The organism is Amycolatopsis sp. cmx-8-4, assembly GCF_046548675.1.
GTDB lineage: Bacteria > Actinomycetota > Actinomycetes > Mycobacteriales > Pseudonocardiaceae > Amycolatopsis.
Map to the genome: position 1 here is coordinate 683,546 of NZ_JAEBDZ010000002.1, position 14,744 is coordinate 698,289.

The window sequence follows — 14,744 nt, forward strand, 5'->3', positions numbered from 1 at the left end:
CCATGACGACGGCGACCACATCCCCGCAGACCACGCTCGTCCACTCCTACCTCTACCTGCGGCGCGCCATCGGGCTGATCGGGCTCGCGCTGCCGCCCGTCCTGATCCTCGGCCGGCAGCTCGCGGACGGCGGCGGGCTTCTCGGCTCGCTCAGCGGCTACTACTACACCGACGTGGGGAACGTCTTCGTCGGCGCGATGTGCGCGGTCGGGGTGTTCCTGCTCGCCTACTACGGTCACGACTTCGTCGACAACGTCGTGAGCACCGTCGCGGGCCTCGGCGCGATCGGGGTCGGGCTGTTCCCCACCACCCCGGGCGGCGACGTCTCGGGCTGGGACCGGACCGCCGGCGTCCTGCACCTCACGTTCGCCACGGTGTTCTTCCTGAGCCTGGCCTACTTCTGCCTGCGGCTGTTCCCGCGCGACGGCGAGCACTCAGAACAGCGAGGCACCTTCTGGTGTGGGCGTTCGGGCTCGCTTGGCTCGTCAAGGGGCAGACGATGACCCCGTGAGTGTGCCTTACCCCACTCGACCGGGCCACACCACTGGTTACCCACGGGTAACAAGGGCTACCCTGCGGCTAACAACCCTGTCTACTTGATGGAGTATTCGTGGCCGCACCAGCAACGCCGCTTGCGCCGAACGCGCGAGGGGTACGCAACGTCGCCTTCGTCGAGGGGGTACGGACCCCCTTCGGCAAGGCCGGCGACAAGGGCATCTACGCCGGGACCCGCGCCGACGACCTGGTCGTCAACGCCATCCGGGAGCTGCTGCGGCGGCACCCGGAGCTGCCGCCCGAGCGCGTCGACGAGGTGGCCATCGCCGCCACCACGCAGATCGGCGACCAGGGCCTGACCATCGGCCGCACCGCCGCGCTGCTCGCCGGGCTGCCGAAGTCGGTGCCCGGCTTCGCCCTCGACCGGATGTGCGCCGGCGCCATGACCGCCGTCACGACCACCGCGTCCGGCATCGGCTTCGGCGCCTACGACATCGCGATCGCCGGTGGCGTCGAGCACATGGGCCGCCACCCGATGGGCGAGGGCGTCGACCCGAACCCGCGGATCATCGCCGACAAGCTGGTCGACCCGACCGCGCTCGTCATGGGCCAGACGGCCGAGAACCTGCACGACCGGTTCCCGGACATCACCAAGCTGCGCACCGACGCGTTCGCCGCGCGCAGCCAGGAGCGCTACGCCGAAGCCGTCAAGACCGGCAAGATCGGCCCCGAGCTGGTGCCCGTCGCCACCCGTTCCAAGGAGCTGGGCTGGGGCCTGGCCACCGAGGACGAGCCGCCGCGGCCCGGCACCACGCTCGAGACGCTCGCCGGGCTGAAGACGCCGTTCCGCCCGCACGGCCGGATCACCGCCGGCAACGCCGCGGGCCTCAACGACGGCGCGACCGCGTCGCTGCTGGCCGACGAGGACACCGCCCGCGAGCTGGGCCTGCCCGTCGCGATGCGGCTGGTCGGCTACTCCTTCGCCGGCGTCGAGCCCGAGGTCATGGGCATCGGCCCGGTGCCGGCCACCGAGAAGCTGTTCAAGCGCACCGGCCTCTCCATCGACGACATCGGCCTGTTCGAGATCAACGAGGCCTTCGCCGTGCAGGTGCTGGCCTTCCTCGACCACTTCGGCATCGCCGACGACGACCCGCGCGTCAACCAGTGGGGCGGCGCGATCGCCTGCGGCCACCCCCTGGCCTCCTCCGGTGTCCGGCTGATGACGCAGCTCGCGCGCCAGTTCGCCGAGCGGCCCGATGTGCAGTACGGCATCACCACCATGTGCATCGGCATCGGCATGGGCGGCACCGTGATCTGGGAGAACCCGGCGTTCGAGGGGGCGAAGTAATGACGTTCACCGCTGAAGCAGCGAAGGCCGCGTTCCCCGACGAGGTCGTCACGGTTGCGACGACCCGTCTCGTCAAGGTGCCCGGGCTCGCCAAGCCGGTCGCCCTGATCACCCTCGACAACGGCCACGACCACACCCGGCCCAACACGTTCGGCCCGCAGGGGCTCGTCAGCCTGAACGCCGCGCTGGACAAGGCCTTCGAGGCCGAGCCGGCCGCGATCGCCGTCACCGGCAAGCCGTTCGTCTTCGCCGTCGGCGCGGACCTCTCGGGTGTCGAGTCCGTGAGCGACCCGAAGCTGGCGCGCGAGATCGCCCAGACCGGGCACGACGTCTTCCGCCGCCTCACCGAGACGAAGATCCCGACGTTCGGGTTCGTCAACGGCGCGGTCATGGGCGGCGGGCTCGAGCTGGCGCTGTCGTGCCACTACCGGACGCTCTCGGAGAACACCGCCGCGATCGCGTTCCCCGAGGTCTTCCTCGGCCTGTTCCCGGGCTGGGGCGGCACGCAGCTGCTGCCGAACCTCATCGGGCCGGACGCCGCCGTCACGGTGATCATCGAGAACGCCCTGGCGCAGAACAAGATGCTCACCGTCAAGAAGACGGTCGAGCTGGGCATCGTCGACGCCGTCTTCGGCTCGGCGGACTACCTCGAGCAGTCGCTCCTGTGGCTGGCTCGCGTGGTCAACGGCGAGATCACGCCGGCGCGGCGCGAGATCGACCGCGGCGCGGAGTGGGACAACGCCATCGCGCGCGCGAAGTCCCTTGTGGACGGCCGCACGCACGGCGCGTCGCCGGGCGCGACCAAGGCCGTCGAGCTGCTGGAGCTGGCCCGCGAGAACGACCTCGACCGCGGTTACGCGGCGGAGACCGACGGCCTCGCCGAGCTGCTCATGTCCGACGTCCTGCGCGCCGGGCTGTACTCGTTCAACCTGGTCAACAAGCGCGCCAAGCGCCCGGCCGGCGCGCCGGACAAGAACCTGGCGCGCAAGGTGAACAAGGTCGGCATCGTCGGCGCCGGCCTGATGGCCAGCCAGCTCGCGCTGCTGTTCGTGCGACGGCTGAAGGTGCCGGTCGTGCTGACCGACGTCGACCAGGCGCGCGTCGACAAGGGTGTCGGGTACGTCCACGACGAGATCGACAAGCTCCTGGCCAAGAAGCGCGTCTCCCCGGACGGCGCCAACCGGCTCAAGGCGCTCGTCTCCGGCTCGCTCGACAAGGCCGCGTTCGCCGACGCCGACTTCGTCATCGAGGCCGTGTTCGAGGAGCTGGGCGTCAAGCAGCAGGTGTTCGCCGAGCTGGAGCAGCACGTCTCCCCCGAGGCGATCCTGGCGACCAACACGTCGTCGCTGTCGATCACCGCGATGGCGTCGAAGCTGCAGCACCCCGAGCGCGTGGTCGGCTTCCACTTCTTCAACCCGGTGGCCGTGCTGCCGCTGCTGGAGATCGTCCGCGGCGAGCGGACCGACGACGCGTCGCTCGCGACGGCGTTCTCGGTCGGCAAGCAGCTGAAGAAGTCCAGCGTGCTGGTGAAGGACGCTTCGGCTTTCGTGGTCAACCGGCTCCTGCTGCGCTTCCTCGGCGAGGTGCTGGTGGCGGTCGACGAGGGCACGCCCTTCGAGGTCGCCGACGGCGCGCTCGAGCCGCTCGGCCTGCCGATGTCGCCGCTGACGCTGATGCAGCTCGTCGGCCCGGCCATCGCGCTGCACGTCGGCGAGACGCTGCACGAGGCGTACCCGGACCGGTTCACGGTCAGCGACAACCTCGCGAAGTTCGTCAAGGCGGGCAAGAAGGGCGTCTGGGTCTGGGATGCTCAGGGCAACCAGTCGCCCGACCCCGAGGTCGTCGAGCTGTGGACGCAGGGCGACCAGCCGTCGACGGCGGAGCAGGTGCGTGAGCGTGCCCTTTCCGCCATCGCCGAGGAGATCCGGATCATGCTCGACGAGGGCGTCGTCGCCGAGGCGCAGGACATCGACCTGTGCCTGGTCCTCGGCGCCGGCTGGCCGTTCTGGAACGGCGGCATCACGCCGTACCTGGACCGCTCCGGTGTGTCCGAGCGGGTGAACGGCAAGCCGTTCCTCGCCCCGGGCGTCGCCTCGGTCCCGGCTTCCTGAGGTAAAGCCGTGAAGGCCTCCTTACCGGCTCTTATGACCGGGAAGGAGGCCTTCACGGCTTTCAGTACTCGCCCTCGCGCGGGCACTTCGGCGGCGGTGCGGTGACCTTCAGCCGCGTGGCCGCCTCGTTCAGGTCGTTGACCTGCACCTGGTCGGCGTTCGGGAAGCGGGCGTGCAGCTCCCGGGCCCAGGCGTCCAGGTCCGTGCCGGGCACCGCGAGCAGCGACACCGACGCGGGCAACGCCTCCGGCTGGGTCTGCTGCAGCAATTCGGGCTGGTCCTTGAAGACGTCCTTGAACCGGGCGAACGCCTCCGCTTTGGTCTGGACGAACACCCGCCGCGCCTTCGGGTCGTCGCGGAACTTTCCCGCGGCGTCCCGCATCTCTTCGTCGGTCCGGAAGTACACCGAGACCGACGCGCACAGGTTGTGCCCGGCCAGCGGCCCGGGGTTCGTGTCCACCGGCAGATCGGGCGGCCGGACCAGGGCCGCGACGAAGAACGCCAGCCCGACGCCGGCGGCCAGGGCCGCGACGACGACCGGGACCACGATCCGGACCAGCGACCTCGGTTTCGCGTCCACGCCAGGAATCACAGCACACTCCGGCCGTCGCGGCCGCCCGGGACGGCAGCGTTCACTGGCGCGGCTCAACCGCTGCGGCCGTGGGCTTGGGTAACGGATCGATCAGCAACTGTCGCCTCATAACGGATCGAACACGAATGACCTCGTCGTCGATCTGCTCAGCATGAGCCAAAGTCACCTTTACCCAGGTCAGCGTGTCGGCAGGCCGATCCAGCGTTGCTGGAAAGAGGGGTGTGGCGCAACGGCTCATCGACAGCGAAGATGAAACGCATGGCAGGAAGAAGACGAAAGTCCCGCCCGCTTCCCTCTCCGAAGCCAGCGTGGGAAAATCGGGTTCGATACATGAGCGCCCTGATAGTAGAACCTGAGATCAGGGAGAATTCGGAAATCTCTCCCGACACCGCCGATAGCATCGGGGAAGACTACAGAATATTTTGCGGAAATGCTGGATTGATTCCCATCAGAGACGGATGGGGGTTACTTCACCTAACGGTACGCGACAAGCGAGGACGCCGCGCCCGCGCCACACTCGCAACCAGCGATCTTACCTATCACCGCATATTCGTCGAAGCGGCCACTCATGAAAATCGCAACACACAACTACAACTCGCCACGGTTCGCTACCCTTACATGAGGACAGGATGGCCGGGGCCTCACGGCCAAGGTGGCAGTTGGACTTATGGACAACCTGCTCCTTGGTCACCCCTGTACCGTGACGCTGTTCCCGACATAGATGAAGACGTTCATGCTCACGGCGTGCAAATCGCCACAACCGGGCTCATCAGAGAAGCCTGCATCTGCCTCACCGAGAGTTCCAGCGATGCCCTCTGGACCATATTGGATACGACACCTCTCGAAGAGTTCTCAAAGATCTTAGCACCAGACGGAGACATGGAGTTTTACGTACCCCAGAGCTGCGGAATCATGCCCGGATGGCCGGTCGAATCCTTATCTTCACCCTGTCGCTGCAGCGAAAACTAATGGCAAACTCAGATAATCGAACAAGAAATGGCGTGATGTTCCTTTTCGAGCTCATCCGCGAGCACAATGGTTTTATCGTGCTCGCAGGGCCGTCACTGGCATGGTACGCACGCACCTTCCAGCGGATCGCACCCCTGGCGGGCCGATTGCTTCGCCGGGTCCGGTCAAGTGTCCGTAAGTGCGGGCGATATATGCTGAAATGGGTACTGACGGACGACAAGTGAACCCTAATTACGCCCTGGCCCGACGCCTCGCTAGCCGACGGGCAGGTGCACCGTCACCGCCAGCCCGCCACCGACGATCGGCTCCGCCGCCACGCTCCCGCCGTGCGCCGCGACCGCCGCGCGGACGATCGACAACCCCAGTCCCGCACCGAACCGGGCCGTGCGGGCCACGCCCGCGCGACGGAACGGCTCGAACAGCTCCGGCACCGCCGCCGGGTCCACGAGGCCGCCCGACGAGCGGACCCGCAGCACCGACCACTGCGGGCCCGGCTGGGTCATGACGTCCAGCCAGCCGTGCTCGACGTTGTGGCGCACGGCGTTCTCCAGCAGGTTGCCCGCGATCCGTTCCAGCAGCGCGGGATCGCCGAACGTGGGCGCCGGCGCCATCGTGAACGACGCCCGGATCCCGCGCTGCTCGGCCTCGACGCGGGCCGAGCGCCAGGCCCGGTCGACGACCACCGCCAGGTCCACCGGCTCGCGGACGCCGAGGCCCGCGCCGTCCGTGCGGGCCAGCAGCAGCAGCGAGTTGACGAGCTGGCCGGCGCGTTCGGTCGCGTCGCGGACCACGCCGCCCATCCGGCGCAGCTCGGCCACGTCGGCTTCCTCGTCGGCGAGCGTGACGTCCAGTTCCGTGCGGATCACCGACAACGGCGTCCGCAGCTCGTGGCTCGCGTTCGCGACGAAGTGGCGTTGCGCGTCGAACGCGGCCTGCAGCCGGTCGAGCATGTCGTCGAACGTGCCGGCCAGCTCGGCCAGCTCGTCACGCGAGCGGACCTCGCCGATCCGCGCGCCGAGCGACTCGACCGACAGCCGCCGCGCCGTGCCGGTGATCTCGCGCAGCGGCAGCAGCACGCGCGAGGTGAACGTCCAGGCGAGGATCGCCGCGGCCGCCACCACCAGCAGGAACGCCAGCGACCCGAACAGCAGCATCCGGTTGCGGGCGTGCACGCGCAGGTGCTCCGCGAGCGTCGAGGCGTCCACCTGGACGCCGTCGACGACCACGGTGCTGCCCGGCGGCATCTGCGGGACCGCGTCGAGCGAGTCCCGCACCAGCGTCCAGGCCAGCCAGAGCAGCAGCAGGCTGACGGCGGCGACGAGCACGGTCGCCAGCAGGGTGATCCGGGCGCGGAGGCTGCGGGTGCCCGGCAGGTTCACGCGCGCGGCGTGCCGGGCTCCGGCACCCGGTACCCGGAGCCGACGACCGTCTCGATGATCCCCGGCTCGCCGAGCTTCTTGCGCAGCGTCATGACGGTGACCCGGACGGTCGTGGTGAACGGGTCGGCGTTCTCGTCCCAGACCCGTTCGAGCAGCTCTTCGCTGCTGACCACCGAACCGGCGGCCGAGAGCAGCACCTCGAGGACGCCGAACTCCTTGCGGGTCAGCTCGACCGGCCCGCTCGCGCGGCGCACGGTGCGCTTCGCCGGGTCCAGCTCGACGTCCCCGGCCGTCAGCAGCGGCGGCGCGGCCGGCGTGGCCCGCCGGCCCAGTGCCCGCACCCGCGCGACCAGCTCAGGGAAGGCGAACGGTTTCGCGAGGTAGTCATCGGCGCCGAGCGACAGCCCCTCGACCCGGTCCGACACCGAACTGCTCGCGGTCAGCATCAGCACCCGCGTCAGCTCGCCGGACGCGACGATCTCGCGGCACAGCTCGTCACCGGACATCCCGGGCAGGTCCCGGTCCAGCAACACGACGTCGTACCGCGTCACGGCGGCCTTCTCGTGACCGTCGTCACCCGTGAGCGCGACGTCCACCGCCATGCCTTCGCGGCGCAAGCCACGGGCGATCGCGTCGGCCAGGGGTTCTTCGTCCTCGACTACCAAAACTCGCACCGGACCACAATCCCATATTTTCCTGAGAGTGCCCTTTAAGGACCGTGTGCGTCGTGTGTGGCCCAGCGCAGGGCGAACCACAGCCGCATCCGGGTCTCCGGGTCCGCCAGATCCACGTCGAGCGCGCGCTCCACCTGCGCGATCCGGTGCCGGACGCTGTTGCGGTGCACGCCCAGGGCCGTCGCGGTCGCTTCCCAGCCGCCGTGGTGGGCCAGCCACGTGCGCACCGTCGGCACCAGTTCCCGGTCTCCCGCCCGGTCCAGGGCCAGCAGCGGTTCCAGCGCCCGCGCCGCGAACTCCCGGGACGCGTCCGGCGCCACCAGGGCGTCGAAGTCGAGCGGGCCGCTGCCGGCGAGCACCGGGCGGCCGAGGGCCACCGCCCGCTCCAGCAGCAGCTCGACCTCGGCGACGGCGTCGGCCAGCCGCTCGGCCGGGACCGGCGAGCCGGCCGCCGTGAGCCAGCCGTGTGCGCGCAGGTCCTCCAGGTCTCCCGGCGAAGGGCCGGTGATCGCGACGAACCGCGGCCCCGGCCGGACCTCCACCAGCGGCGTGTCCAGCCGGGCGCGCAGCCAGTCCGGACGCAACGCCACCTCGCCGGGCCCGCGACGGTACGGCGCACCCGCGACCAGCCGGCAGACGTCCGATCCCAGGACGGCCCGCGCGACGCCGTCGGCCGACGCCCGCCCGAGCAGCAGCCCGGTCGCCGCCGCGCCCAGCTCGGCCGCGTCCGAACCGGCGCGGCCGACCAGGCCGAGCAGGGCCGCGCCGACGGCGAAGATCGCGCGGTCGGCGCTGTCGAACCGGCGGGCGCGGCCGGTGACCACCAGGTGCGACGCCGTCGCCTGCGGGTAGACCGGCTGGACCACGACGAAAACGACCCCGTCGCCGCCGGTCAGCTCGGTCGTCGCGCTGCGGATCCCGCTGCCCGCCCGCACGGTGGCGACCAGCTCGCGCACCTCGGGTGGCAACGGCGTCGGCGCGTCGTGGGCCGAGGCCAGCACGTCCCCGGCGCCGACCAGCGCGACCCAGGACCGCAGCCGGGCCGCAAGCGCTTCCGTCAGCTCGCCGAGCCCGCCGCCCGCCGCGCGCGTCAAGGCTTCCCGGGCCGCGGTGATCCGCCGTTGCTCCCGCTGGCCCGCCTCGGTCAGCGCGACCGAGACGGCCCGGTTGATCGCCAGGAACGGCGTTCGCGGTGGCACCACGAGCAGCGGCAGCCCGTGCCGCGCGCAGGCCCGGCGCAGCGGTTCGGGCAGGGTCTCCGAGACGGTCGGGGTGAGCCCGAAGCCGAGGGCCGTCACCCCGGCCTCGCGCAGCCCGCGCACGTACCGGTCGACGTCTTCGGGCAGGTTCACCCCGGCGGTGAGGATCAGCTCCTCGCCGATCAGGTACGGCGCGGGGTCCCGCAGCTCGCTGACGTGCGCCCAGCGCACCGGGGCGTCGAGCGCGCCCGGCCGCAGCGTCTCGGGGACGACGTCGAGCGCGAGCTCCCGGTTGCCGACGACGTCCCGTAACGGGACATTCACTTCGGTGGACCACGGATCCGCGTTCTGGGTCATTACGTCCTCAACTAGAGCTGTCGAAGGACGGATCGTCCCATGCCGGAGGGGTGGCCCGCGAACCTACGGTGACCCGAACACCACCCGAAGAGGTAAGGAGGACCGCCGTGACCGGGGACTATGTGGTCATCGCGCTCTACATCGCGGGGATGCTCGGGGTCGGCTGGTACGGCCTCCGGCTCGCGAAGACGAAGTCCGACTACCTCGTCGCCGGGCGGCGGCTGGGCTGGTTCATGTACTCCGGCACGATGTCGGCCGTCGTGCTCGGCGGCGCGTCCACCGTCGGCGGTGTGAAGCTCGGCTACACCTACGGCATCTCCGGCGCCTGGCTGGTGCTCTCCATCGGCGTCGGCATCCTGGTGCTGCACGCGGTGTTCGCGCGGCGGCTGGTGCGGCTCAAGGTCTACACCGTCGGCGAGATGCTCGACCTGCGCTACGGCGGGAACACCAGCGCGGTGTCCGGCGTCGTGATGTGGGGCTACACCCTGATGCTCACGGTGACCTCGACGCTGGCCTTCGCGACCATCTTCAAGGTGCTGTTCGACCTGCCGAACTGGGCGGGCATCGCCGTCGGCGGCGCGATCGTGGTGCTCTACTCGGTGCTCGGCGGCATGTGGTCGATCACGCTCACCGACATCGCCCAGTTCGTCATCAAGACCATCGGCATCCTGGCGATCCTGCTGCCGGTCGCGATCAGCTCCGCCGGCGGCTTCAGCGGCATGAGCGAGAAGCTCGACGCGAGCTTCTTCAGCTTCACCTCGATCGGCACGGACACGATCGTCACCTACTTCGTGATCTACACCTTCGGCCTGCTCATCGGCCAGGACATCTGGCAGCGCGTGTTCACCGCCCGCACGCCGGCGATCGCGACGTCCGGCGGCATCACCTCCGGCGTCTACTGCCTCGTCTACGGCGTCGCCGGCGCGCTGATCGGGATGGCCGCCCATGCGCTCTACCCGGACCTCGGCAGCGCGCAGGACGCCTTCGCGACGATCGTCGAACGCCTGCTGCCGACCGGCGTCCGCGGGCTGGTGCTGGCCGCCGCGCTCTCGGCGATGATGTCGACCGCCAGCGGCGCGCTGATCGCCTGCGCCACCACCACGACGTCGGATCTGCTGACCAAGCTGGGCCTGAAGAACAGCGAAACCGGCGAGGTGCGCCGCAACCGGATCACCACGCTCGTGCTCGGCCTGGTCGCGATCGGCATCGCGATGATCGTCGACGACGTCGTCAACGCGCTCACCATCGCCTACGACATCCTCGTCGGCGGCCTGCTGGTGGCGATCGTCGGCGCGCTGTTCTGGAAGCGCGGCACCCGCCAGGGCGCCTACGCCTCGATGGTCGCGGGCACGGTGTCCGTGGTGACGTTCATGATCATCGACGGCGTCGAGGCCAACACCCCGATCTACTGGGGGCTGGGCGCGAGCCTGCTGGTCTACCTGGCCGTCAGCTTCGCCACGCCCCGCACGGCCGACTCGATCCTGACCACCTGGACCCGCCGTCTCAACGGCGAGGACACGTCCGTCCCGACCCGCGAACAGGAGCCTGCCAGTGCCTAACATCGGACCCCTCGACTCGTCGCGGATCCCCCGGTTCGCCGGGTTCGCCACCTTCGCGCGGCTGCCGCGGATCGACCAGGTCCCCCACGCCGACGTCGCCGTCGTCGGGGTGCCCTTCGACTCCGGGGTGTCCTACCGGCCCGGCGCGCGGTTCGGCCCGGCCGCCGTCCGCGAGGCGAGCCGGCTGCTGCGGCCCTACCACCCGGAGCTGGACGTCTCGCCGTTCGCCGAGATGCAGGTGGTGGACGCGGGTGACATCGCCGTCAACCCGTTCAACATCGGTGAGGCGATCGAGGTCCTGCAGCAGGAAGCCGAGGCGCTGCAGGCGAACGGGACGCGGCTGGTGACCGTCGGCGGCGACCACACGATCGCGCTGCCGCTGCTGCGCGCGGCGGCCAAGCGCCACGGACCCGTGGCGCTGCTGCACTTCGACGCCCACCTCGACACCTGGGACACCTACTTCGGCGAGCCGTACACCCACGGCACGCCGTTCCGGCGGGCGTCGGAGGAGGGCATCCTCGACACGAGCGCGCTGTCGCACGTCGGCACGCGTGGGCCGCTGTACGGCAAGCGGGACCTCGAAGAGGACCGCCGCCTCGGCTTCGGCATCGTCACCTCCGGCGACGTGATGCGCCGCGGCGTCGACGAGACCGTGGACGCGCTGCGGCAGCGGATCGGCGACCGGCCGCTGTACGTCTCCGTCGACATCGACGTCCTCGACCCGGCCCACGCGCCCGGCACGGGCACCCCCGAAGCCGGCGGGATGACCAGCCGCGAGCTGCTGGAAATCCTGCGCGGGCTGCGCGACCTCAACCTGATCGGAGCCGACGTCGTCGAATTGGCCCCCGCTTACGATCACGCCGAGATCACCGCCATCGCGGCCTCCCACGTCGCCTACGACCTGGTGAGCCTGCTGACCTTGGGGAAGAGCGCATGACGGACACCGAACGCATCGGCGGCGACGTCGTCGTCGAGACGCTGCGCGCCCTGGGCGCCGACACGGTCTTCGGCCTGCCGGGCCAGCACGCCCTGGGTCTGTTCGAGGCCCTGCGGCGCGCCGATGACCTGCGCGTGATCAGCGCGCGGGTCGAGAACAACCTCGCCTTCGCCGCCGACGGGCATGCCCGCGCGCGGCTCGCGGCGCACCCCGACGGCCCGGTCCCGGTGACGCCGCTCGTCGTCTCCACCGGCCCCGGGGCGCTGCTGACGTTGGCTTCCCTGCAGGAATCCCGCGCGGCGTCGGTGCCGGTGCTCGGGATCTCCAGCCAGATCCCGGTGGCCGGCCTCGGCGGCGGCCGGCACGGCTACCTGCACGAACTGCCGGACCAGCAGGCGAGCTTCGCGGGCGTCGTGAAGTCGGTGCACGTCGTGCGCCGCGCGAGCCAGATCCCTTCGGCCTTGCGCGAAGCCTGGACGTCGGCGTCGACCGCGCCGTACGGCCCGGTGTGGGTCGAGATCCCCCAGGACGTGCTGCTCGGCCCCGCCGGGGTCCCGCCGATCACGTCGGTGTCAGCCGCTCCCGTGCCGCTCGCCCCGCTGCCCGAGCTGGTCACCGCAGCGGCGGATCTGCTGGCCGCCGCGTCGAATCCGGTCATCCTGGCCGGGGGCGGCGCGCTGCGGTCCGGCGCCCACGCCGAGCTGGAGGCGCTCGCCGAAGCCCTGCGCGCGCCCGTGCTGTCGACCTTCGGCGGCAAGGGCGTCTTCGGCTGGGACCACGAGCTGTCCGGGCAGTCGTGGCTGGAAGACTGGCACAGCACGGAGTTCCTCGCCGACGCCGACGTGCTGCTGGTCCTGGGCTCCGGGCTCGGCGAGCTGTCCAGCAACTACCGCGAGTTCGCCCCGCGTGGGCGCGTGATCCAGGTCGAGGCCGACCTGGGCAAGCTGGAGTCCAACTACCCGGGCCTGGGCATCCACGCCGACGTCCGGCTCACGCTGCAGGCCCTCCTGGAGTGGGTGCCGATGCGGCAGTCCGATGGCCGGGCGGAAGCGGCGGTGGCCGGGCTTCTGGAGCGGGTGAAGTCGCGGTTGGACGGTCAGGATCTGGCTGTCGAACGCAAGCTCGTCGACGACGTCCGCGCGGCCGTTCCCGACGGCACGCAGACGTACTGGGACATGACGATCGCCGCGTACTGGGCCTGGTCGGTGTGGAACCCCGAGGGCGCGCCGATCCACACGGCGCAGGGCGCGGGCGGCCTCGGCTACGGCCTGCCGGGCGCGCTCGGCGGCGCGGCCGCGACCGGCGGGCCCACGCTGGCCGTGTCCGGCGACGGCGGCGCGATGTACGGCGTCGCGGAGCTGGCCACCGCCGTCCAGCACGGCCTGGACGTCACGTGGCTGATCGTCGACGACGGCGGGTACGGCATCCTGCGCGAGTACCTGACCGGCGCCTTCGGGCAGTCGACGGCCACCGAGCTGGCCCGGCCCGACTTCGTCGCGCTGGCGCAGTCGTTCGGCGTTTCCGCCCAGTTGTCCACTTTGGACACCGTCGGCGCCGATCTCGCCGAGGCGTTGCGCACGCCGGGGCCGTCCGTCGTGGTGCTGCCCGCCCTGCTGAAGATGTTCGAGCCGACCCACCTGGAGCAGTCATGACGCTCGACCTGACCGACCCGGCGACCGGCGAAGTGTTCGGCACCAGCCCGATCGCCACTCAGTCCGATGTGGACAACGCTCTCGAATCGGCCGCGCGGACGTTCAAGGTGTGGCGGCGCAGCACCCCGGCGCAGCGGCAGCTCGCGCTGCTGAAGATCGCGGACGCGCTGGAAGCGCGTGCGGCGGAGTTCGCTGACCTGGAAGTGCGCGAGACCGGCAAGATCCGGTCCGTCGTGCTGGAGGAAGAGATCCCGGAGTGCGTGAGCGCCCTGCGGTTCTTCGCGGGCGCTGCGCGGCAGCTGGAAGGCACCGCGGCCGGGGAGTACACGGCCGGCCACACGTCGGTGATCCGCCGCGAGCCGGTCGGCGTCTGCGCGCAGATCGCGCCGTGGAACTACCCGCTGATGATGGCGATCTGGAAGATCGCCCCGGCCCTGGCCGCGGGGAACACCGTGGTGCTCAAGCCCGCCGAGACGACCCCGTCGACGGCCGTGCTGCTGGCCGAGGTCGCCGCCGAGTTCCTGCCCGAAGGCGCGTTCACCGTCCTGACCGGTAACCGCGACACCGGCCGCGCCCTGGTCAAGCACCCGAGCACGGACCTGGTCTCGATCACCGGGTCGACCCGGGCGGGCATCGACGTCGCCACCGTGGCGGCCGCCGACCTCAAGCGCACCCACATGGAGCTGGGCGGCAACGCGCCGCTGCTGGTCTTCCCCGACGTCGACCTCGCCTCGACGGTCGACGGCATCGTGGGCGCCGCGTTCTACAACGCGGGGCAGGACTGCACCGCGGGCAGCCGGGTGCTGGTGCACGCCTCGATCCACGACGACTTCGTCGCGGAGCTGACCAAGGCCGCCGCCGCGCAGACCCCGGGCGTCGACTTCGGCCCGCTCAACAGCCGCGCGCAGTTCGACCGCGTCCAGGGTCTGATCGAGCGGCTGCCGTCGCACGCCCGGGTCGAGACCGGCGGCACGGCGTTCGGGGACCGCGGGTTCTACTTCTCCCCCACGGTGGTTTCGGGGCTGCGCCAGGACGACGAGATCGTCCAGGAGGAGATCTTCGGACCGGTCGTCACCGTTCAGTCCTTTTCGGACGAAGACGAGGGGGTCGCGCTGGCCAACGGCGTGCCGTACGGGCTGGCCTCGTCGGTCTGGACGCGGGACCTCGCGATCGCCGCGCGCGTCTCGGCCGAGCTGGACTTCGGCTGCGTGTGGGTCAACACGCACGGCCCGCTGGTCGCCGAGATGCCGCACGGCGGCTTCGGCCACTCCGGGCACGGCAAGGACCTGTCGGCGTACGCCTTCGCCGAGTACACCCGCGTCAAGCACGTCATGACGCGGTTCGCCTAGTGTGTCGCGTCGTAAATTCGTGAGTTAAGTGGGTAGTATGGGGATATGTCGAGAACCGGGCGTCCGAAGGCTGAGCTGGTGTTGGCTGATGTCGAGCGTGAGCAGTTGATTCGCTGGTCGCGG

12 protein-coding genes are annotated in these 14,744 nt (G+C 70.6%); 8 read left to right on the top strand and 4 right to left on the bottom strand.

Annotated features, from left to right (window positions below):
• The first annotated feature begins 2 nt into the window (after positions 1-2).
• The 3 genes from ACLJQZ_RS05960 (at position 3) to ACLJQZ_RS05970 (ending at position 3,954) form a co-directional block, all read left to right on the top strand.
• Positions 3-503: a DUF998 domain-containing protein gene (locus ACLJQZ_RS05960; RefSeq protein ID WP_410619041.1), complete on the top strand. Its 501-nt coding sequence runs from the start codon at positions 3-5 to the stop codon at positions 501-503.
• Positions 504-610: 107 nt separating this feature from the next.
• Positions 611-1,843 carry a thiolase family protein gene (locus ACLJQZ_RS05965; protein WP_328643971.1) on the top strand — a complete coding sequence of 411 codons (1,233 nt, stop codon included), beginning with the start codon at positions 611-613 and terminating at the stop codon, positions 1,841-1,843.
• The gene (locus tag ACLJQZ_RS05970) at positions 1,843-3,954 is read left to right on the top strand and encodes a 3-hydroxyacyl-CoA dehydrogenase NAD-binding domain-containing protein (protein ID WP_410619043.1); all 2,112 of its coding nucleotides are present in this window, start codon (positions 1,843-1,845) and stop codon (positions 3,952-3,954) included. Before ACLJQZ_RS05965 ends, ACLJQZ_RS05970 begins: the two co-directional genes overlap by 1 nt.
• 61 nt (positions 3,955-4,015) lie before the next feature.
• On the opposite strand, the gene ACLJQZ_RS05975 is transcribed toward ACLJQZ_RS05970, so the two are convergent.
• Positions 4,016-4,534 (bottom strand): permease-like cell division protein FtsX, encoded by a 519-nt coding sequence (locus tag ACLJQZ_RS05975; RefSeq protein ID WP_410619045.1) that lies wholly within the window; start codon positions 4,532-4,534, stop codon positions 4,016-4,018.
• Positions 4,535-5,466: 932 nt separating this feature from the next.
• Here ACLJQZ_RS05975 and ACLJQZ_RS05980 point away from each other — a divergent pair.
• On the top strand, positions 5,467-5,739 hold the full coding sequence (locus ACLJQZ_RS05980; RefSeq protein ID WP_410619047.1) for a hypothetical protein: 273 nt from the start codon (positions 5,467-5,469) through the stop codon (positions 5,737-5,739).
• Between the two features lie 30 nt (positions 5,740-5,769).
• Here ACLJQZ_RS05980 and ACLJQZ_RS05985 read toward each other — a convergent pair whose 3' ends face one another.
• The 3 genes from ACLJQZ_RS05985 to ACLJQZ_RS05995 are packed head-to-tail and all read right to left on the bottom strand — an operon-like array spanning position 5,770 to position 9,124.
• A complete protein-coding gene (locus ACLJQZ_RS05985; protein WP_410619049.1) occupies positions 5,770-6,894 on the bottom strand; it encodes a sensor histidine kinase in 1,125 nt (374 codons plus the stop codon).
• Entirely contained in the window at positions 6,891-7,568 is a 678-nt protein-coding gene (locus ACLJQZ_RS05990; RefSeq protein WP_247049032.1) for a response regulator transcription factor, read from the bottom strand. Before ACLJQZ_RS05990 ends, ACLJQZ_RS05985 begins: the two co-directional genes overlap by 4 nt.
• Before the next feature lie 35 nt (positions 7,569-7,603).
• On the bottom strand, positions 7,604-9,124 hold the full coding sequence (locus tag ACLJQZ_RS05995; RefSeq protein WP_410619050.1) for a PucR family transcriptional regulator: 1,521 nt from the start codon (positions 9,122-9,124) through the stop codon (positions 7,604-7,606).
• A 107-nt stretch (positions 9,125-9,231) separates the two neighbouring features.
• Here ACLJQZ_RS05995 and ACLJQZ_RS06000 point away from each other — a divergent pair, with 107 nt between their 5' ends.
• Genes ACLJQZ_RS06000 through ACLJQZ_RS06015 form a run of 4 tightly spaced genes read left to right on the top strand, consistent with a single transcriptional unit; the run spans position 9,232 to position 14,621 of the window.
• Entirely contained in the window at positions 9,232-10,683 is a 1,452-nt protein-coding gene (locus tag ACLJQZ_RS06000) for a sodium:solute symporter (protein ID WP_410619052.1), read from the top strand.
• Positions 10,676-11,620 (top strand): agmatinase, encoded by a 945-nt coding sequence (gene speB, locus ACLJQZ_RS06005; RefSeq protein WP_410619054.1) that lies wholly within the window; start codon positions 10,676-10,678, stop codon positions 11,618-11,620. Before ACLJQZ_RS06000 ends, speB begins: the two co-directional genes overlap by 8 nt.
• On the top strand, positions 11,617-13,272 hold the full coding sequence (locus ACLJQZ_RS06010; protein WP_410619055.1) for a thiamine pyrophosphate-binding protein: 1,656 nt from the start codon (positions 11,617-11,619) through the stop codon (positions 13,270-13,272). The genes speB and ACLJQZ_RS06010 overlap by 4 nt, the downstream gene beginning before the upstream one ends.
• Positions 13,269-14,621 carry an aminobutyraldehyde dehydrogenase gene (locus ACLJQZ_RS06015; protein ID WP_410619056.1) on the top strand — a complete coding sequence of 451 codons (1,353 nt, stop codon included), beginning with the start codon at positions 13,269-13,271 and terminating at the stop codon, positions 14,619-14,621. Before ACLJQZ_RS06010 ends, ACLJQZ_RS06015 begins: the two co-directional genes overlap by 4 nt.
• Positions 14,622-14,744: the final 123 nt, after the last annotated feature.